Source organism: Bacillus sp. SIMBA_026, from assembly GCF_046535335.1.
GTDB classification, from domain to species: Bacteria; Bacillota; Bacilli; order Bacillales; family Bacillaceae; genus Bacillus; species Bacillus velezensis.
In genome coordinates this window covers 277,801-295,757 of record NZ_JAWRWX010000003.1, presented here as the reverse complement: position 1 = coordinate 295,757, position 17,957 = coordinate 277,801, and the positions used below count along the sequence as shown (strand labels likewise).

The window sequence follows — 17,957 nt, the reverse complement described above, 5'->3', positions numbered from 1 at the left end:
TGTATGTAATTCCTTTTTATTTTATATTAAAATGGCATGGAAAAGGAGATGTGTCATATGAAAAAAATCAGTACAACAGAACAATTTAATGAACTTATTCAATCCGACAAGGAAATCATCGTGAAATTTTTCGCTGACTGGTGCCCTGACTGCACGCGCATGAATATGTTCATCGGCGATATTTTGGAAGAATATAATCAAAATGATTGGTATGAGCTGAACAGAGACGAGCTCCCTGAGCTTGCCGACAAATATCAGGTAATGGGCATCCCGAGCCTTCTGATCTTTAAAAACGGCGAAAAGAAAGCGCATCTTCACAGTGCAAACGCGAAAACGCCCGAAGAAGTCACAGAGTTTTTATCACAGCATATTTAATTCGTTTCACGATCTTTGTTTATGACTTCAGGCTCTACATGAACATGGACATGAGTCACATCATGTTCATGTTTTATTGCATATTCGACTGCATCGGCTACTTCATGGCCTTCTTTCACAGACAGTCCAGGATCTACCGTGATGACCATTTCCACATGTACCGTGCTCCCCAAATACCTTGCTTTCACATCCTTCAGCCTGCTGACCTCTTTTATTTCTTTCACCGTGTGTTTATACGGCTCCAAATCTTTCAGATCAAACCCGTCCGTCAATGAGTGGGAAGCATCTTTGAAGATGTCCCATGCCGTCTTACAGATGATGATCCCGATCAGAAAAGCAATGACCGGATCAATCCACGGCAGATGAAGCCGGGCCGTTAAGACGCCTATAAACGCCCCAATACTGACATAGGCGTCAGAACGGCTGTCTTTCGCCGCCGCATGAAGCGCAGAACTTTTAACCCGATCCGCAAGACGGCTGTTATACACATACATGCCGTACATTACAATCGCGCTTCCGAGCGCCGTCCATGCCGCAATGAAGCTCGGCTCGGCCTTCGTTCCGCTGACAATCGCCTTTGCTCCTCCGATCAGCACTTCAATACCGACCGCCATCATAATAAAAGACGCAATTAATGAAGAAATTGTTTCAGCCCGATAATGTCCGTAGGCATGATCAGTGTCAGCGGGGCGCTGGGAAATCCGGAGCCCGACCAGCACAGCCAGTGATGCGACAATATCCGTGGCATTATTTAACCCGTCCGCTCTGAGCGCTTCAGAATGATAAATAAGACCGATCACCAGTTTGACGGCGGCAAGGATGAGGTACGCGGCGATATTAAGAATCGCGCCTTTCTCACCCCGTTTTAAGTTTGCCGTTTGATCATTCATGTAAGGACTCCTCCATTCTCATTCATAGTATGGATGGAAAAGCGGAAAAATAGCAGCTTTGATCTGTCAGAATCAAATCAATTCGACAGCATTATTCCCCGGGAAACTTTTTGTCGAAAAATTGGCGGTATTTTTCCTTTACATATGAATATGCCCATTGTATACTTTCATTAATTGATAATGATTCTCAATATCATTTGATTAGGAGGGTAATCATGAGGTCTTCTCCTCAGCTCAGATCATCAGTTGAAGGACGAAAAAAACATCTGATCCATTTGTTGATCAATAACGGAATATACAAAAAGTCGGAACGGCATTTATATGAATTATCGCTCGGAGAATTAGAAAGCGAATACAAATATGTAAGGAAGGTGCGGACTTATGGCGAAACGTAAAATAAAAACATACGAACAGCTGATAAAAGAAAACAAGGCGGCCATTATGAATAATCAAAAGCTGATGAATGTGATCTATGACAGAATTGACCGCAAGCATCAAAAACTGCTTCGGCACAACAGCCATACATAAAAAGAGCCTTTTTCAGGCTCTTTTTTTTATTGCTCAAAGGCTTCCGCCGCTAATTTGCCGATGACCGCATCGTCCATCGGCGGATTGTGAAGGCCGGCCCGGGCATCCCGATAATACCGCTGAAGCGGATTGTTTCGCTCAAGGCTTTTTGCGCCGGTGATTCTCATTGCTTTATCAACAACAGAAAGGACGGCATTTGTCACAATATGTTTTGCGGCGCCGAGCTCGCTTTTGATGAAAGGGCGGCGTTTTGGGTCATCATACATTTGCGCCGCCGTGAAGAGAAACTGTCTCGCTTTTAACAATTCAAGCTCCATTTCCCCGACACGCTGCTGAACGGCCGGCACGTCTTTAATCGGTCCGTTCAGGCTGTTCGGCGAATATTCGGATGCAAACCGGACGGTATAGTCCCTTGCCGCTTGAGCGATACCCAGATAAGCAGCGGGAATGTGAAGCAGCCAGCCATTCACTTTCGCCGCTCTCGGCCCGCTGATAAGCTCCACAAGCCGCTCGTCACTGACCGTGACATGATCTAAAAGGAGATCATGGCTTCCGGTCGCCTTCATGGCAATCATATCCCATGTTTCTTCGACCGAGACGCCTGCCTGATCTTTATGAATGAGAAAAACACCGGTCGTTTGTTTTTCTTCAATCCATGCCGTCACAAGCATATAATCTAAAGTCAGCGAAAGGGTTGTAAAGGTTTTTCGGCCGTTCAGCACCCATTTTCCGTCTTTTTTGACAGCGGAAGTGCCCGGTCTTCCTCCCCTCGTCGGACTGCCGGTCTGCCGTTCCGTCGCTGCCCTGTTCAAGACAGCTCCCTTTTTCACCTCTTCTGTGATAAATGAAAAGACATCTTCATCCCAGCTGTTTCCTTCTCCGAGCTCACCCATGACGGATAAATGCCAGCCGATTCCGAGAGCAACGGCCGCGTCTCCCCGCGCCAGCCGTTCCTGAAACAGCACCATATCATAAACGGAAATGCCTGCGCCGCCGAATGCCTCAGGTACCGTTAATGCCGTATATCCTGCGTCGCGCAGTCTTTGAATTTTCTCCGCGGGAAAACGGCCCGCCTCATCATCAAGCGCGGCTGTTTTTTGAAATTCGTCTGCAAGCAGGCCGATTTTTTCCATCCATTCCCTCTGCCGTTCATTCTGTATCCATAAAGACACTGGAATCCCCCCATTATAATTCCGATAAAGTTAATAAGTATTATAGAGATTCAAGTCTCGTTTCGCAACTGTGAGGCTGTACAAAAAAAACGCGCTATTCCATGGAATAGCGCGTTCAGACTGCTTCCGGGCCGCGGTCCTGCTTGAGCCCGAGATAAATCAGCATATATGTGAGATAACCCATCGTCATCACAAGCCCGCCAAAGAAAAAGCTTGAAAAAATCGGCTCTTCAAACGCGGTAACCGCCGCAAGCACGATCCAGCTTGCATACAGGTAGATGATGAAATAACGGAATCCCGTCTTCAATTTATATAAGAGAAACAGCCCCACTGTAGAAAACAATCCCAGCGCAAGTCTGAAATAAACAAGATGTTCGAATTGGAACATGAATGACACAAAGGAAAAACCAAGCAATAACACAATCGGTAATGCGGTAATAAAATTTCTCAAGTGAGCACCTCCGTCATTACCTTTATTATAAATCAAAATAGCATAAATTATTGATTTATCGTGATCTTTTTCACAAAAATGTCATTCCTTTACTTTATACCCGAACATCGCGTTTGCAAAAGCTCCACCAAGCGACGGCTAAGAAGAATACGATATGGATAATGATAATGCCTGCGGAAAATAACGGCGTCATTCCCGCAAACAGCGGTTTCGCCCCGCTCATATATTGCGTCAGGTCAGTATTTGCGAACAGCAGAAAACTTCCCCATTTGTTTCGGAAGAGCGACATAATCGTCACGAGTGATTTTGCGCCGTACAGCACGATAAATGACAAAATGACGGCCGTTGCGCTGTTTCGGAATACAGAAGAACACAACAAGCCAAAACATGCCATCGCAAACGCCTCGACCCAGTTCGTGCCGATTACTTTCAGGGTGTTCATAAGAAGCGTCCCTGATTCAGATGTCACCGACACACCGAAGAAAGCCATGCCGAACAGCAGAGACAGAATATAGTACGCCGCATACAGGTACAAGCTGACCAAAAATACGGTAATGAGTTTAGATACAAAAATCCGCTCCCGCTTTACCGGGCGGATTAACAGAAATTTGATCGTTTTCTTATCAAATTCAGCGGAAATGATCGTTGCCGCGATCACGATTGTTAACGCCTCAAGCAGAATATTCAGCCCGGGCGCGTACGCCATATAGCCGATGAAATTCTCATCCGTTCCGGAACTGATGACAAGCCGTTTAATGACAAGCGCCATAATAAATTGGAGAACGGCCATCAGAATCAGCGCCACTAATGAGACTTTTCGGTTAAAGAGCTTCATATGCTCATTCGCTGTCAATTTAAACATTCGTCTCCCCCTCCTCTTGAAGCGCCGTCGTCACTTTCATGAATTCATCCTCCAGCGATTCCGCATACGGCATGATGGAATACACGAGAAAGTCTTGTCCGACGAGCGCACGGTTTAATGCCGGGATGTCCTTCTTCGCTACGGTGACGGTAATGCTCCCGCCGTTTTTCTCCGGAACAAACTGCTGTTGGGACAGCCATTCGAATGCTTCATCAGCCGGCTGAATGTCGAGGATGGCTTTTTCTTCTTTTTCCTCAGCGCCGCGCAGAACAACCTCTGTTTTGATCTCACCTTTTTGAATGATGATGACACGGTCGCAAAGGTCCTCCACTTCACGCAATAAATGCGTCGCAAAAAGGATGCTCGTCCCTTCAAGCTCCGCGAGTTCCTTTAAGTGATCGCGGAAATCCTTCATTCCGCCGGGATCAAGCCCGTTTGTCGGTTCATCTAAAATGAGCAGATTCGGACGGTGAAGAATGGCCTGCGCAATCCCGAGACGCTGACGCATACCAAGGGAATACGTTTTAACTTTGTCATGAACGGCATTGGTGAGCCCGACCCGCTCGATGACTTCCTGAAGCCTGTCCTCTTTGATGTTTTTGTGCATGTTGGCAAAGTGCTTCAGGTTTTCCCACCCCGTCAGGTACGGGTAGAATTCAGGATTTTCCACGATCGCTCCGACGGATTCAAGCGCTTTTTCGAAATCAGCATCGTGCTGAAAGCCGTTAATTGTAATCGTGCCGCTGTTTTTCTTTAAAAGGCCGACGATGATTCGGATAAGTGTGGTTTTTCCCGACCCGTTCGGACCGAGCAAACCGATGATCTCGCCCTGCCTGACATCCATGCTGATGTTTTTTAAAATGTGCTTTTTGCCTATTGTTTTGTCAAGGCCTTCAATATGTAAAATCGGCTCAGTCATACAGCCTTCCTCCTTTTTCACAAAAAATAAACAGTGCCCGTACATAGGCACTGTCTGCATTATAACATTAGTCATATATTCGTGAAGAGCCGGAGCCGACGTTATGTCTTATCCGGGACCGGTCCGTTTTTTTCCTTCTCTTCATTATTGACGACATCCAGAATATCAAGCAGGAACACAAAAATCGGAATTCCGATAATCAAGCCCCAGATACCGAAGAAATGTTCCGAGAAAATCAGAACCGTAAAGGTAAAAAAGATCGGCAGTTCCGTTTTCGCTGACATCAGTTTCGGATTAAGGAAGTACGTCTCAATCGCATGGATGACGAAAATGACCAGCACGATGTAGATGACATACGCTGCGCCGCCCGTCGTATACGCGATGATGCTGAGCGGAATGAGCGAAATCACCACACCCGCCACGGGAATGAGCCCGAGGAAAAAGACCATGATTGAAAGGCCGAACAGCTGCGGAAAATGCAGAATCGCCAATGCGATCAAGGTGAGGATACAGTTCACCAGCGCGATAATAAATTGGGCTTCAAGCACTTTGCCGAATGTTCTCGCAAATTTGCTGCCGAAATAAGCAAGTTCGTAGTAAAAAACAGACAGCTTGCTATGCTGAAATTTTTTCATAAACTCCGTGAGCCGCTTTTTCTCGAACAGGAAAAACATGCTGAGAATCAGTGACATCACGACCTGCAAACCGAAAGTGCTGATATCGGCCAAGTATGTATACAGTACATTAAAACCTTCTTTTACATAGGAACCGATATTGATATCGCCGAACACGCTCGATATCTCATCATAAAACGGAATGACATCGGGATGATACGCGATGTGCTTGATCTGCTTAATCAGCTGTTCAATCTGCTTGGCAACAATCGGGTAAAAGACAAAGCCTCCGACAGTCGCTCCGACAGCCAGCGCAATATATAAAACGGTGATGACCACCCTCTGGCTGATCCGGAAAAAATGGTTCAACACGTGCCGGATGACAGTCTCCAGCCGATCCATCAGAAAAGTAAAAATAAACGTAAGCAAAATCAAATTAATCATACTTCGGAATACAACTAACACCCCAGTCAAAACAAGAAAAACGGAAAAACGTCTGACACCCGGATGCTGAAAAAATTTAAAAATAGCCGCCATTTATACACTCCTGCTAGGACAAAAAGCCCTTAGATTTCATCTTTCACTCTCTAATTGTAAATTATATAACAAAATGACGCTAAGGTCTTTGTCCACCTCCTAATAAATTTAAACAAATTTATCTTTTTTACTCATGAAGGCCGAAAAAAAGAACGGCATGCCCGATGCATGCCGTTCCTTTCCTTTTATACCGCCGCTTTCATTTCTTTTACGGCCTGTGTGCTTTTCGTTTCGTCAAACTCATTTTCGCTCTTGGCTACGATGATGGTGGCGATTCCGTTTCCGATCAGGTTGACGATCGCCCTTCCTTCACTCATAAAGCGGTCGACGCCGAGGAGGAGCGCCAGTCCCTCCAGCGGGATAACCTGAAGCGCCGATAAAGTGGAGGCGAGTACGATAAATCCGCTTCCGGTTACGCCCGCCGCGCCTTTTGATGTCAGCATCAGCACGAGAATGATTGTAACCTGCTGGCCGATGGTAAGGTCAACGCCGAACACCTGCGCCAGAAAAACCGTCGCCATGGAAAGATAAATCGAGGTGCCGTCCAGGTTAAAAGAATATCCCGTCGGAATGACAAGGCCGACAACCGATTTGGAACAGCCGTAGCGCTCCATTTTATCCATCATCCGCGGAAGGACGGACTCAGAAGAGCTTGTGCCGAGAACGATGAGCAGCTCATCTTTAATAAAACGGAGATAGTTCCACAAGCTGAAACCGAATAGTTTGCAAATGATATTCAAAGCGACAAATACAAACAGGAACATCGTAACGTATACAGACAGCATCAGACTCGCCAGCGGCTTGATGGAATCAAGGCCGAAGTGCCCGATCGTATAGGCCATGGCCCCGAATGCGCCGATCGGCGCCGCGCGCATGATGTAGCCGATGATTTTGAAAAAAACGTGCGACAGTTTATCAAAGAAATCAATAATGCTTTTGCCTCGTTCACCGAGCGCCGCCAGGCCGACACCGAATAAAACAGAAAAGAATAAGACCTGAAGAATGTCGCCTTTTGCGAAAGCGTCAACCATATTTGACGGAACGATGTGAGTGATAAACTCAATCCAGTCAATCCCCTGTCCCCCGTTTTGAGTGTACTGAGAGACATCCCCTTTTTCAAGCTTGCTGTAATCAAGGCCCTCACCGGGTTTCATGATATTGACGACCAGAAGTCCGATAATAAGGGCGATGGTGGTCACGACTTCAAAATAAATAAATGCTTTTCCCCCGACTTTGCCGACTTTTTTCATGTCTCCCATCTTGGCGATGCCAAGCACGATCGTCAGGAATATGATCGGTGCGATAATCATTTTTACCGCATTGATAAATGTATCGCCGAGCGGCTTCATCTGCTTCCCGGCCTCTGGCCATACGAGTCCGACAATGACGCCGATGATCACCGCCGTGATGACCTGCACCGTAAGATTTTTGAAAATTTTCATCCCTACTCCCCCTTGCCTCTCGCTGCGTCTATACGAAAATGATAGCGTTTTCATACAAAGAGGGGAAGCTTATGATCATAACGGACATTTTGGTCTTTTTGGTCTCGGCTAGCGGACGAATTTGTAGCGGTTAACCGGCCGGCCCACCCCCCCGTATTGAATGTCGAGCTTAATCTGGCCGTCTTTCTCAAGAAAATCAAGATAACGCCGCGCCGTCACCCTTGCGATCCCGAGCGCTTTGGCAGCTTCTTCAGCTGAAAGCGGCTCCATCTGCTGTTTCATATAGGTCAAAATTTCATTCATCGTAAAATGATTTAACCCCTTCGGCAGATCCCGGGACGGACTTTGCGGAATTTTAAGCAGCATGTCAAGCTGCTCTTGCGACATGGTGTCATGCTCTTCAATTTTCCGTTTATATTGTTTATAGTTTTCGAGCGCCTGTCTCATCCGCTCCAGCTTAAACGGCTTCAAAATATAGTCGGCCGCACCGTTTTGCAGCATAAGCTGGATTGTTTCTTTGTCTTTTGCGGCCGAGACGATGATGACGTCCACTTCGAGCTTTTGTTTTCTGATTTCCTGGAGCGTTTTAATTCCGTCTTTTTTCGGCATGTATACGTCTAATACCACGAGCCCGGGGTGCAGATCTTTTATAAGCCTGATTCCCTCGTCTCCGTCAGCGGCCGTGGCGATGACGCTGAACCCCGAAACACCGGTGATAAATTCTTTATTCACCTCCTGTACCATCGGATCATCTTCAATAAGCAGCACCTTGATGTCCATCGAATGATTCCTCCCCCTTCATCGGAAATAAAATAGAAAATGCCGTTCCCTGTCCCTGCCGTGTGTCGACTTCAATGACGCCCATCCCTTTGTCGACGATTTGTTTGACGAGGTACAAGCCGTATCCCGTTCCTCCCGTTTTATTGACGGTAAACCCTTTGTCATAAAGGCGCGGGATGTGCTGATCGGAAATCCCGCTTCCGTTGTCTTCTATTAATATAGCAAGCACCTCATCATTTTGCTCGATACTGATGTCAATATGTTTGTCCTCCGTGTCCGCTGTTTCGAATGCGCCGAACGCATTTTCAATTAAATTGCCGAGCAGGACGACGATGTCATGCTGGTCGACATGCTCCGGAAATGCCGAGAAACTGCTGTTTTCATCAATTTTCACAGAAATGCCGAGCTCTTTTCCTCTTTTGATTTTGCTTAACAACAGCCCCGCCGCAGCGTCATTCTGAATGGCCTGATGAAGAAAATCGGTGACGCTTTCTTGTTCTGACGATTCCTTAAAAGCAAGCTGGAGCGCTTTTTCTGATTTTCCGAGCTGAATCAGTCCCGCGATGGTGTGAAGCTTGTTCATATGTTCATGATTTTGAACTCTGAGCGCATCGACAAAATTTTTCACACCGGTCAGTTCTTCCGCCATTTTCGCCGCTTCCGTCCTGTCCTGAAAAATGGCGACGGCTCCGATGACCTTCTTTTTCATGACGATCGGAATTCTGCTGCTCATGATCACCTTTCCGCTGACTTGGATTTCTTCATTATATACCGCTCGGTTCCGCTCGACGATCTCAGGGAGGCGGGAATCTTTTAACACGTCCCAGATCAGCCTGCCATCGGTCTCTTGTCTGACATTGAATATCTGCTTTGCTTTTTCATTAAAAATGGTGATGTGATGCTGGTTATCGATCGCGATGACGCCCTCATTCATTGAATGAAACGTAGCGGTCCGTTCCTCATACATTCTCACGATCTCATGGGGCTCCAGCCAAAACATTTGTTTTTTGATGTGGCGGGCCAGTAAAAAGGAGCCGGCCAGTCCGAACCCGAGCGCCAGCAGAACGATAAACAGTATTTCATGTTTCAGCTGAAGAAGAATTTCACCGAATCCGGGCAGCGTTTTACCGGCCAGAACGACGCCAATCTGATTCAAATCCCGGTCTTTGATGGGATAAAAAGCGCGGACGGCGGTGCCGATCTCTCCCTTTGCTTCGGAAAAATAAATGTGCTCGGCGAACGCCGCGGCTTCGTCCTCACCCCTTGAACGCTTTCCGATCATTGTGCTGACGGGATGTGAATAGCGGATATGATCCATATCCATGACGACGATGTAGTCCGCTTCATTGATGATCCTTATTTCTTCGACCGCATGGCGCACGTCTTCCCTTTGTTTTTTCTGCTCGAGGGCGCGTTTGACATCGGTCATCTCAGATACCGTCCGCGCGGTATTCATCAGCCGTTTTTTCAGCTCGCGCTCCTCTGTATGCTGAATATTGCCGATCAGCACGATGCCGACGATCAAAAAGGTAAAAAGCACGACGATATACGAAAGTATGGTGATTTTCCAGCGGATGGTGAGCTTTTTTTTCGTCATTGGCCTCTTCCTTTCCGTCTCTTTACGAAAACGGCCCGCCCGATTATGCTTGTTATAGAAAATGGCGGAGGGGGTTTTCGATGAAAAGCTTGCTGACTTGTCTCAGCCTGATGGTACTCGGTATCGGAACCGCTTTATTCATCGGCTTTCATGATCATTTCTCAACGGAAGAACCGTATTATGATGACGAACAGGAAGGCCTGAAAGATCAAATCGTTTTCAAATTCAGCCATGTCGTTGCTGAAAACACGCCTAAAGGGCGGGCGGCGAATAAGTTTGCCGACCTTGTCTATCAAAAGTCCGGCGGCACCATTAAAGTAGAGGTGTTTCCAAACGGGAGCCTCTATTCAGATAATGAAGAAATAAACGCCCTCCAAAACGGGGATGTGCAATTCATCGCTCCCTCCACCTCAAAGCTCGGATCACTGTCTCCCGAATGGGGTGTTTTGGATCTGCCGTACGCGTTTACAAACTATAAAGCCGTGCAAGAAGGCCTCAACGGCAAAATCGGCACACGCCTGTTCGCTTCATTAGAAAAGCATCATTTGAAAGGACTGGCGTACTGGACGAACGGATTTAAGCAGCTTACGTCAAATAAAGGACCGATCTTCACTCCGGACGATTTGAAAGGACAGGCGCTCAGGATCATGCCGAGCAGCGTGATCGAAGACCAATACCGTCTGCTCGGCGCGCACCCGCGGCAGGATTCCTTTAATTCCACGTTTCAGCTCTTGGAAAGCAATCTTGTAGACGGAGAAGAAAATACGATTTCAAATATCTATTCTAAAAAATTTTATAATGTTCAAGATTATTTGACAATCAGCAATCACGGGTACCTCGGTTATGCCGTGATGACCGACGAGCATTTCTGGAATTCACAGACAGAAAAAACGAGAACCATCTTAACGGAGGCGATGAGAGAAACGACGGAATGGAACGAAGCCTCCGCTGAGAAAATGAATAAAGACCAGCTTGAAGAGATAAAGAAGAATTCATCCATTCATATTCATGTGCTGAGCAAAGCGGAAAAGAACACATGGATGAAACGCCTCGACCCGATTTACGGACAATATGAACAGGTAATCGGCCGCGGGCTTGTGCAGGATTTGTTATCCTTGCGCCGCGAGCCTTAGCAGGACCAATACGCCCATCTCCGTTTCATCCCTTTTCCCGCCGGGGAAGTAAATAGGGACAGAGCAAAAAAAGGAGATGGAGACATGTTTACACATACGAAAAAACTGCAGCATCCGGCTAAACCGGATCGTCCTGACCCGCTGTTCGCAAAAAAGATGCAGGAAATTTTAGGGGGACAATACGGGGAAATATCCGTCGCCATGCAATATTTGTTCCAAGGATGGAATACACGGGGCAATGAAAAATATAAGGATCTTCTGATGGATACCGCGACGGAAGAAATCGGCCATGTCGAAATGATCGCGACGATGATTGCGAGACTGTTAGAAGACGCCCCGCTGGCAGAGCAGGAAAAAGCGGCTGATGATCCGGTCATCGGGTCCATTTTAGGCGGGATGAATCCGCATCATGCAATTGTCTCAGGACTCGGCGCAATGCCGGAGAGCAGCACGGGCGTTCCGTGGAGCGCAGGCTATATCGTCGCAAGCGGAAACCTTCTGGCAGACTTCCGCGCCAATCTGAACGCCGAATCACAAGGAAGGCTTCAAGTCGCACGCCTGTATGAAATGACCGATGATAAAGGCGTGAAAGATATGCTCAGCTTTTTATTGGCCCGTGATACCATGCATCAAAACCAATGGCTTGCGGCCATTAAAGAATTAGAAGAACAAGAAGGTCCGATCGTTCCTTCCACATTCCCGAAGGCGCTGGAAAAACAGTCATTCTCCCATAAGCTTATTCATTTCTCAGATGGCGGAGAAAGCGCTGAACAAAATTGGCTGAAGGAAACAGCGCCGGACGGAGAACCATTTGAATACGAAAAGGAACCGAAAGCGCACGGCGAAATAGCTAAGCTGGATCCCGTCCCGCCGTATGTCCACAACACGCTTCCCGGCCGCGAGTAAAGACACAAGCCCAAAACAAACTGTTTTGGGCTTTCATTATGCCTTCTGAACCGTCCAGTCCGGTTCGTACCGGATGTCCGGGTGATGTAACAGCTCATGAATGAAAGGTTCATCCTCTTCGTACAGCATCACTTCTATTGAAAGAATCGCAGCCTTCTGCTCGTTTTCTTCGTATATGCGGTCATGTGCGTTCTCCATAAAATCATCATAGGCCTGTCTGTTCTCCCAAACGCTGATGATCTCTGCGATGAACAGGCCGTCTGCGTTTTTCCGCCAGCCGCCGGCCTGTTTGACGAAGCCATTTACACATGATAATGCTCCCCACCTTGACTGTGCTTGTGCAAATGCTTCAGCGTTTGCAGCGTCTGTTTCACATACAATCTTCTTGATCAGCATGACCGTTCCTCTGTGATGACTGTTTTCGCATGCGTATGCTCAACACAGAGATTCACGGTTCTGACGTATGAGCGGGTGCGGTGAATCGTGCCTTTCGGGATGAGCAGGCTGTCATTTGCTTTGAGCACTGCGGTTTCTTTGTCCTTAAAATCGATCAGCAGCTCACCTTCCAGAACGATGAACCATTCATCTGAGTCAGGGTGATGGTGCCAGTCATATTCTCCCGTAAACACTGCGAGGCGCACACAGTGGTCATTGATCTCCGCGATTGAAAAATTGTCGTGTTTTTCTTTGACTTTATTGGCGATAGCGAGCAAATTCAGCAGTTCAGACACGAGTGAAAAACCCCTTTTTCATTTTATTGTATCGCAAAGGCGGCTCAGATCAAGATTTCCCCAAAATAAAAAGCGATCCAGCTGGTGCGCCGGATCGCTTTTGATCTGCAGGTTGTCTGCCTTTTATGCTTTTATTAGCTGCTTCGTCTGTTTCCGCCTTTTTGGCCGATTTCCTTATAAAAATCTTTGTCATGATTTTTGCTTGTTGCTTCTCCGCCTTTTTGGCCGATTTCTTGATAGAAATCCTTGTCATGGTTATTGCTAGTGGCTTCTCCGCCTTTTTCACCGATTTCCTGATAGAATTCTTTGTCGTGATTTTTGCTAGTGGCTTCTCCGCCTTTTTCACCGATTTCCTGATAGAATTCTTTGTCGTGATTTTTGCTTGTGGCTTCTCCGCCTTTTTGACCAATTTCCTGATAGAATTCTTTGTCATGGTTATTGCTTGTCGCTTCTCCGCCTTTTTTACCTGCTTCTTCTCTGCTCATTTTGTTATTATCTTGTGCCATTTTTGAATTCCTCCTTTAATTGGTGTTGGTTGTTGGTTTCCCGATTTCAGAACTGCTAAACAAAGAAAACACATTGAATGTGTTTTCGGGTGGTTTTTTATCATTCTGTATCGTCCAGGCGTTTTAGAATCCGGCGTTTTTTATAAAGCATGATGCCTGTTTCCGCGATGCTTTCTAAAGCTGAACGGTTGGCGGCCGCGCCGAAGATGATGCCCGCGACCGGAACCATTTGCAGCAGTTTTTTCGCAGCGAACGTATCGCGGTAGCTGTAAACGACTTCCCGCCAGCCTTGGATTTGCGAGGCGACGCGCTGATAGGCGCTGTCGTTTTGATCATATTGCCGTAAATCTTGCAGGATCGCTTTTTTTCCGATGACGTCACTGGATGCAAGCTGGAGCAATTTGACGATAAACACGCGTTCTTTTTTGTCTTTCGGATCAAAGCCGTAAGCAACCGCGATATCCTGCAGCGTCTTTAAGGACAGGCCGAGCATCGCCGGAATGTCTGCCGCCAGCGTGAATACGCCGCCGACTCCCGTTGCGGCTCCCTGCACCGTCGCGGCCTTTACGCTTGTACGCGCTATGGCTTCTGCGATTTCGTCCATGACGGCAAGCGGCGCATTGCGGATGTCGCGAAGCGTTTGACATGTACCATGCGGCAGCCGTTTTTGAAACTTTTTCATGATGCGCTTTTCTGATGTCAGGTACTGTCCGCCTGACTGAATAAACGTTCCCGTTTCATCGAGAATGAGTCCGATTTTCCTCTGAATAAATTGCGGTGTCAGCTTGTCCAAAAGCTGAAACGGCAAGCGGGTGAATGTTTGCCAGAACATCACCCTCTGCTGCGCCTTTTCCCATTTTTGAATGTCTCTCAGTTGTCTTTCCAGGTCTGTCCGCTCTTCTGTCACCCGTCCTGCACGTCCTTTCTGATTTCTTTGTTCATAGTATACCTTTATGGCGTTTTCTTTTTACACCCGGCCGGATTTTTTATCCGGAAAACATTCCATTGTTTAATTTTCTTCAAATTCTATATATTGTATAATTCTGAATAATACGATTGAAGGAGAATGTTGAATGCAATGGATTTATTTAAGTTTAGCGATCATTTTTGAAGTATTGGGTACGGTCAGCATGAAATTATCAAATGGATTTACAAAACTTGTCCCAAGTGTTTTATTATTATTGTTTTATATCGGCAGCCTTTGTTTTCTTACTTTGACTTTAAAGTATATAAGTGTCTCCATCGCGTATGCGGTCTGGTCGGGAATGGGGATCGTGCTGATTTCCGCGATCGGAATTTTTTTCTTTCATGAACAGTTCTCTGTCATAAAAGCTGTCTCTGTTCTTCTGATCATCATCGGTGTTGTTTCCTTAAACTTTATTTCTGAAAGTGAAACGTCATCAAACGGCATCAGCGTTCATACGGACAGAAACAGATGATGAAAGGGTTAAAGGTTCTCTTCCTCATCACAGATATTGGATTTATCGTTTATTGGATTGTTACTTTTTTTGAGTGGATTCCAAAAAACATGGTGTTTAAAGATTATGATAACGCCATGATAATGGCCTGGAACTGGTCATTCTTTCCCTTAGATATTTTCATTTCGATAACCGGGCTGTACAGCTTGTTTCTTTATAAACGGAAACATGCGTTATGGCGCTCTTTCGCATTAATATCACTTGTGCTGACCTTTTGTTCAGGCCTGCAAGCGATTGCCTTTTGGGTATTTATCGGTGATTTTGATTTTATGTGGTGGGCATTCAATCTGTACTTGCTTCTTTATCCTTTATATTTTATTCGGAAATTGCTGGTCTCTCGTAAAAATAGCTGTCATTCTTTTTGATGAGGCGGTTTTCTTTTTCTTCAGGCGGGAAACACTTTTCATAAAGGAGTGATAGACATGCCTTGGTCTATGAAGGATTATCCGCAATCATTGAAGAATCTCGAGGAACCTGTGAAGAAAAAAGCGATCGAAATCGCGAATGCGATGACAGATGAGGGTTATGAAGAAGGACGGGCCATTCCCATTGCGACAAGTCAGGCGAAAGAGTGGAAAAAAAACGCTTCTAAAGAAGAAATTGATCAGCTGATGAAACACGATGATGAAACGAAACGCGGAAATTGAATCGGTTAAAGGAAAAACCCCGCTCTCAAGAGAACGAGGTTTTTCTGATTATAAACCGTAATAATAAGATAGTGTGGTGACTGAAACGTAGCCTGTCGCTCCTGCATACGTGACTTTCAGCCATTTATTGGAATTCGTGTAGTGGCCTTGAACATATTCTCCGGTTACCCAAGAACCTGTAATTTTTTTACCGCTTGAGAATGTTGTGATCGTTGAACAGCTGACCTTAGAGCATGAGCGCATATTAGCACCGTAAATACCGACTGTGCCCCCGCTGGCTAAAATGGAAACGTCCGGTTCAGCTTTAGGTTTGAAAGCTGCTGCTGATGCAGAGCCGCCAAAAGCGAATAAAGAAACAGCAAAAATCATGGCTAAAGAAATGATCGACAAACGACGTACCAAGAAAATTCCCCCTCTTTTATCATATGGCTGGAAAGCTTTCCTGACGTTATTATACTTTTTTGCCCGGGAGACTGAAATAAGTCTAATGCTCCAACTTCTTTTCTCGCAAGTGACCATGCCGATTCTTTATTTGATAAATAACAGCGGTTTATTGGACTGGAATCACTGATATATCGTTGATTCAAACGTTTATTCAGAGCGGCCGGAGTTTTTCCGGAGGTCATTTGAATGGTACAGAAAGGTTTTATCTTCCAATGGAAAGAAACATTATTATTCTATTTACCCGGGAAAACGGAGGAAATACAGCGTCTTTTTCTCAGGATCAGTTGGGCGGACAGAAAGTTGTGAAGTGATATGAGCAAGTGTCCTCTTTTCATCTTTTTAAAAGAACGCTCAACGCATCCGCGCATGATGGACGCGGAAACACGCTTTGCGAACGGCATCGCTTCTTTCCCGGAACGATGCCGTTTTCATTTTCGGACCTTTCTTCGGCGGGATACATATCATAGATAAAACAGGGCATCAATGTGCCGGTTTATTGAACATAAAGAACTTGACATCTCATAATAGCGGATTTATGATGTAGATAAAATAATTTGCATCTAGGAAACTTTTTGTTATTTAGCTAAAAATCTATCGGAATTTAGGTGAGACATAATGAGCAAAGACATCTCAGCACAATCACTGCAAGCAAAAGCCGTGCAGGATGCACTTGACGGCAAAAGCAAGGGATTCAAGCGGCTTCTGCCTTTCTTAGGCCCAGCCTTTATCGCGGCGATTGCCTACATTGATCCGGGAAACTTCGCTACGAATATCTCAGCTGGTTCGAAATTTGGGTATATGCTGCTGTGGGTCATCCTCTTTTCAAACTTGATGGCTTTTTTAATCCAAGTTCTTTCCGCGAAGCTCGGCATTGCCACGGGTAAAAACCTTCCGGAAATCGCCAGAGACCGGTATCCGAAATGGGTATCAGCCGGGCTGTGGATACAGGGTGAACTGGTGATTATGGCAACTGATCTGGCAGAATTTATCGGGGCGGCGCTCGGACTCAACCTGCTGTTCGGCATACCGATGGTTGAAGCGGCCATTATCGCGGCGATCGGATCATTCGCGATTTTAGAGCTGCAGCGCCGGGGTTACCGGGCGCTGGAAGCGGGCATCGCCGGACTTCTGTTTGTCGTGGTGATCGCCTTCGCTCTGCAAACCTTCTTTGCCAAACCTGACGCCGCTTCCGTTCTCGAAGGGCTGTTTATCCCGAAAATTGACGGAATGGACAGTGTGCTTCTGGCAACCGGGATACTCGGCGCAACCGTGATGCCGCATGCCATTTACTTACATTCCGCACTGACACAGCGCCGTGTCGTCGGAAAAACGGATAGTGAGCGGAAAAAGATTTTTAGATTCGAGACGATTGACATTCTCATCGCGATGGTGATCGCCGGGGCGATTAACGCAAGCATGCTCATCGTCGCTGCCGCGCTTTTCTTCAAGAACGGGCTGTATGTAGAAGATTTAGACGTAGCTTATCAACAATTCGGCCACTATATCGGACCGGCTTCAGCCATTCTCTTCGGGATCGGGCTGCTGGCCGCAGGGCTTTCGAGCTCTTCTGTCGGCACATTGTCAGGCGATATTATCATGCAGGGCTTCATCCGTTACCGTATCCCGCTTTATTTGCGGCGTTTCATTACCATCATTCCGCCGATGATCATCATTATCTCGGGGGTCAACGCCACAGAAGCGCTCGTATGGAGCCAGGTCGTTCTTTCATTCGGCATCTCCTTTGCGCTCGTGCCGCTGATTATGTTTACAAGCAATAAACGCCTGATGGGCGCCCTGACGAACCGAAAATGGGTGACGGCTCTCGCCTGGCTGATTGCGGTTTTGGTGATCGCGCTTAATCTGTTTGTGATCTACGATTCATTCCGTTAGAAAAAAACCGGCCATAGCGGCCGGTTTTTCTTTTGACGCCGGGTGCCGTTCGTAT

At 46.5% G+C, this 17,957-nt stretch carries 22 protein-coding genes and 1 pseudogene; 9 read left to right on the top strand and 14 right to left on the bottom strand.

Features of this window, described 5'->3' with window-relative positions:
* Positions 1–57 precede the first annotated feature (57 nt).
* Complete coding sequence (locus SB847_RS17625) at positions 58–375, top strand: thioredoxin family protein (RefSeq protein WP_003156200.1); 318 nt, start codon at positions 58–60, stop codon at positions 373–375.
* Here the strand turns inward: SB847_RS17625 and SB847_RS17620 are convergent.
* Positions 372–1,265: a cation diffusion facilitator family transporter gene (locus SB847_RS17620; RefSeq protein ID WP_410578212.1), complete on the bottom strand. Its 894-nt coding sequence runs from the start codon at positions 1,263–1,265 to the stop codon at positions 372–374. The genes SB847_RS17625 and SB847_RS17620 overlap by 4 nt on opposite strands.
* A gap of 215 nt (positions 1,266–1,480) precedes the next feature.
* On the opposite strand from SB847_RS17620, the gene SB847_RS17615 reads away from it, so the two are divergent.
* Together SB847_RS17615 and fbpB are read left to right on the top strand one after the other, a co-directional pair.
* Positions 1,481–1,660 (top strand): Fur-regulated basic protein FbpA, encoded by a 180-nt coding sequence (locus tag SB847_RS17615; RefSeq protein WP_032872984.1) that lies wholly within the window; start codon positions 1,481–1,483, stop codon positions 1,658–1,660.
* The gene (gene fbpB, locus SB847_RS17610) at positions 1,647–1,793 is read left to right on the top strand and encodes a Fur-regulated basic protein FbpB (RefSeq protein ID WP_003156206.1); all 147 of its coding nucleotides are present in this window, start codon (positions 1,647–1,649) and stop codon (positions 1,791–1,793) included. Before SB847_RS17615 ends, fbpB begins: the two co-directional genes overlap by 14 nt.
* Before the next feature lie 26 nt (positions 1,794–1,819).
* Here fbpB and SB847_RS17605 read toward each other — a convergent pair whose 3' ends face one another.
* The 8 genes from SB847_RS17605 to dctS form a co-directional block, all read right to left on the bottom strand.
* On the bottom strand, positions 1,820–2,965 hold the full coding sequence (locus SB847_RS17605; protein WP_410578209.1) for an acyl-CoA dehydrogenase family protein: 1,146 nt from the start codon (positions 2,963–2,965) through the stop codon (positions 1,820–1,822).
* 115 nt (positions 2,966–3,080) lie between these two features.
* Positions 3,081–3,416, bottom strand: coding sequence for a hypothetical protein (locus SB847_RS17600; protein ID WP_032872980.1), 336 nt, complete (start codon positions 3,414–3,416; stop codon positions 3,081–3,083).
* Between the two features lie 94 nt (positions 3,417–3,510).
* Positions 3,511–4,278, bottom strand: coding sequence for an ABC transporter permease (locus SB847_RS17595; protein WP_410578207.1), 768 nt, complete (start codon positions 4,276–4,278; stop codon positions 3,511–3,513).
* Positions 4,271–5,197 (bottom strand): ABC transporter ATP-binding protein, encoded by a 927-nt coding sequence (locus tag SB847_RS17590; RefSeq protein WP_410578205.1) that lies wholly within the window; start codon positions 5,195–5,197, stop codon positions 4,271–4,273. Before SB847_RS17590 ends, SB847_RS17595 begins: the two co-directional genes overlap by 8 nt.
* Before the next feature lie 101 nt (positions 5,198–5,298).
* Positions 5,299–6,348, bottom strand: coding sequence for an AI-2E family transporter (locus SB847_RS17585; RefSeq protein ID WP_007410215.1), 1,050 nt, complete (start codon positions 6,346–6,348; stop codon positions 5,299–5,301).
* Between the two features lie 185 nt (positions 6,349–6,533).
* Positions 6,534–7,790, bottom strand: coding sequence for a C4-dicarboxylate transporter DctP (gene dctP / locus SB847_RS17580; RefSeq protein WP_029326214.1), 1,257 nt, complete (start codon positions 7,788–7,790; stop codon positions 6,534–6,536).
* A gap of 108 nt (positions 7,791–7,898) precedes the next feature.
* On the bottom strand, positions 7,899–8,570 hold the full coding sequence (locus SB847_RS17575) for a response regulator (RefSeq protein WP_410578203.1): 672 nt from the start codon (positions 8,568–8,570) through the stop codon (positions 7,899–7,901).
* The gene (gene dctS, locus SB847_RS17570) at positions 8,545–10,167 is read right to left on the bottom strand and encodes a two-component system sensor histidine kinase DctS (RefSeq protein ID WP_014416956.1); all 1,623 of its coding nucleotides are present in this window, start codon (positions 10,165–10,167) and stop codon (positions 8,545–8,547) included. Before dctS ends, SB847_RS17575 begins: the two co-directional genes overlap by 26 nt.
* 80 nt (positions 10,168–10,247) lie before the next feature.
* Between dctS and SB847_RS17565 the strand changes: the two genes are divergently transcribed.
* Positions 10,248–11,300 (top strand): TRAP transporter substrate-binding protein, encoded by a 1,053-nt coding sequence (locus SB847_RS17565; protein WP_059368279.1) that lies wholly within the window; start codon positions 10,248–10,250, stop codon positions 11,298–11,300.
* 84 nt (positions 11,301–11,384) lie between these two features.
* Positions 11,385–12,206: a manganese catalase gene (locus SB847_RS17560; protein ID WP_012116856.1), complete on the top strand. Its 822-nt coding sequence runs from the start codon at positions 11,385–11,387 to the stop codon at positions 12,204–12,206.
* A 36-nt stretch (positions 12,207–12,242) separates the two neighbouring features.
* Here the strand turns inward: SB847_RS17560 and SB847_RS17555 are convergent, their stop codons facing one another.
* The 4 genes from SB847_RS17555 to SB847_RS17540 form a co-directional block, all read right to left on the bottom strand.
* The gene (locus SB847_RS17555; protein WP_410578201.1) at positions 12,243–12,602 is read right to left on the bottom strand and encodes a DUF4937 domain-containing protein; all 360 of its coding nucleotides are present in this window, start codon (positions 12,600–12,602) and stop codon (positions 12,243–12,245) included.
* Entirely contained in the window at positions 12,596–12,937 is a 342-nt protein-coding gene (locus tag SB847_RS17550) for a cupin domain-containing protein (protein WP_326156636.1), read from the bottom strand. The genes SB847_RS17555 and SB847_RS17550 overlap by 7 nt, the downstream gene beginning before the upstream one ends.
* Before the next feature lie 134 nt (positions 12,938–13,071).
* On the bottom strand, positions 13,072–13,443 hold the full coding sequence (gene gsiB / locus SB847_RS17545) for a glucose starvation-inducible protein GsiB (RefSeq protein ID WP_007609544.1): 372 nt from the start codon (positions 13,441–13,443) through the stop codon (positions 13,072–13,074).
* A 100-nt stretch (positions 13,444–13,543) separates the two neighbouring features.
* Positions 13,544–14,350 carry an EcsC family protein gene (locus tag SB847_RS17540; protein WP_410578199.1) on the bottom strand — a complete coding sequence of 269 codons (807 nt, stop codon included), beginning with the start codon at positions 14,348–14,350 and terminating at the stop codon, positions 13,544–13,546.
* 166 nt (positions 14,351–14,516) lie between these two features.
* Between SB847_RS17540 and SB847_RS17535 the strand changes: the two genes are divergently transcribed.
* The 3 genes and pseudogenes from SB847_RS17535 to SB847_RS17525 all read left to right on the top strand — a co-directional run.
* Positions 14,517–14,882 carry a DMT family transporter gene (locus tag SB847_RS17535; protein ID WP_310527377.1) on the top strand — a complete coding sequence of 122 codons (366 nt, stop codon included), beginning with the start codon at positions 14,517–14,519 and terminating at the stop codon, positions 14,880–14,882.
* Positions 14,879–15,286, top strand: coding sequence for a DUF5360 family protein (locus tag SB847_RS17530; RefSeq protein WP_032872965.1), 408 nt, complete (start codon positions 14,879–14,881; stop codon positions 15,284–15,286). The genes SB847_RS17535 and SB847_RS17530 overlap by 4 nt, the downstream gene beginning before the upstream one ends.
* A 57-nt stretch (positions 15,287–15,343) precedes the next feature.
* Positions 15,344–15,559: pseudogene (locus SB847_RS17525) on the top strand (DUF2188 domain-containing protein); the annotation flags it as partial.
* A 57-nt stretch (positions 15,560–15,616) separates the two neighbouring features.
* On the opposite strand, the gene SB847_RS17520 reads toward SB847_RS17525, so the two are convergent.
* A complete protein-coding gene (locus tag SB847_RS17520; RefSeq protein ID WP_007410203.1) occupies positions 15,617–15,970 on the bottom strand; it encodes a hypothetical protein in 354 nt (117 codons plus the stop codon).
* Positions 15,971–16,624: 654 nt separating this feature from the next.
* Between SB847_RS17520 and SB847_RS17515 the strand changes: the two genes are divergently transcribed.
* Complete coding sequence (locus SB847_RS17515; protein WP_088005335.1) at positions 16,625–17,902, top strand: Nramp family divalent metal transporter; 1,278 nt, start codon at positions 16,625–16,627, stop codon at positions 17,900–17,902.
* The last annotated feature ends 55 nt before the right edge of the window (positions 17,903–17,957 follow it).

Excerpts from the sequence above, each read along its gene's own strand:
- fbpB (WP_003156206.1), top strand. The coding sequence starts at position 1,647 with ATGGCGAAACGTAAAATAAAAACATACGAACAGCTGATAAAAGAAAAC.
- SB847_RS17530 (WP_032872965.1), top strand. The coding sequence starts at position 14,879 with ATGATGAAAGGGTTAAAGGTTCTCTTCCTCATCACAGATATTGGATTT.
- SB847_RS17595 (WP_410578207.1), bottom strand. The coding sequence starts at position 4,278 with ATGTTTAAATTGACAGCGAATGAGCATATGAAGCTCTTTAACCGAAAA.
- SB847_RS17535 (WP_310527377.1), top strand. The coding sequence starts at position 14,517 with ATGCAATGGATTTATTTAAGTTTAGCGATCATTTTTGAAGTATTGGGT.
- gsiB (WP_007609544.1), bottom strand. The coding sequence starts at position 13,443 with ATGGCACAAGATAATAACAAAATGAGCAGAGAAGAAGCAGGTAAAAAA.
- dctP (WP_029326214.1), bottom strand. The coding sequence starts at position 7,790 with ATGAAAATTTTCAAAAATCTTACGGTGCAGGTCATCACGGCGGTGATC.
- SB847_RS17625 (WP_003156200.1), top strand. The coding sequence starts at position 58 with ATGAAAAAAATCAGTACAACAGAACAATTTAATGAACTTATTCAATCC.
- SB847_RS17560 (WP_012116856.1), top strand. The coding sequence starts at position 11,385 with ATGTTTACACATACGAAAAAACTGCAGCATCCGGCTAAACCGGATCGT.
- SB847_RS17615 (WP_032872984.1), top strand. The coding sequence starts at position 1,481 with ATGAGGTCTTCTCCTCAGCTCAGATCATCAGTTGAAGGACGAAAAAAA.
- SB847_RS17575 (WP_410578203.1), bottom strand. The coding sequence starts at position 8,570 with ATGGACATCAAGGTGCTGCTTATTGAAGATGATCCGATGGTACAGGAG.
- SB847_RS17555 (WP_410578201.1), bottom strand. The coding sequence starts at position 12,602 with ATGCTGATCAAGAAGATTGTATGTGAAACAGACGCTGCAAACGCTGAA.
- SB847_RS17590 (WP_410578205.1), bottom strand. The coding sequence starts at position 5,197 with ATGACTGAGCCGATTTTACATATTGAAGGCCTTGACAAAACAATAGGC.
- dctS (WP_014416956.1), bottom strand. The coding sequence starts at position 10,167 with ATGACGAAAAAAAAGCTCACCATCCGCTGGAAAATCACCATACTTTCG.
- SB847_RS17585 (WP_007410215.1), bottom strand. The coding sequence starts at position 6,348 with ATGGCGGCTATTTTTAAATTTTTTCAGCATCCGGGTGTCAGACGTTTT.
- SB847_RS17565 (WP_059368279.1), top strand. The coding sequence starts at position 10,248 with ATGAAAAGCTTGCTGACTTGTCTCAGCCTGATGGTACTCGGTATCGGA.
- SB847_RS17620 (WP_410578212.1), bottom strand. The coding sequence starts at position 1,265 with ATGAATGATCAAACGGCAAACTTAAAACGGGGTGAGAAAGGCGCGATT.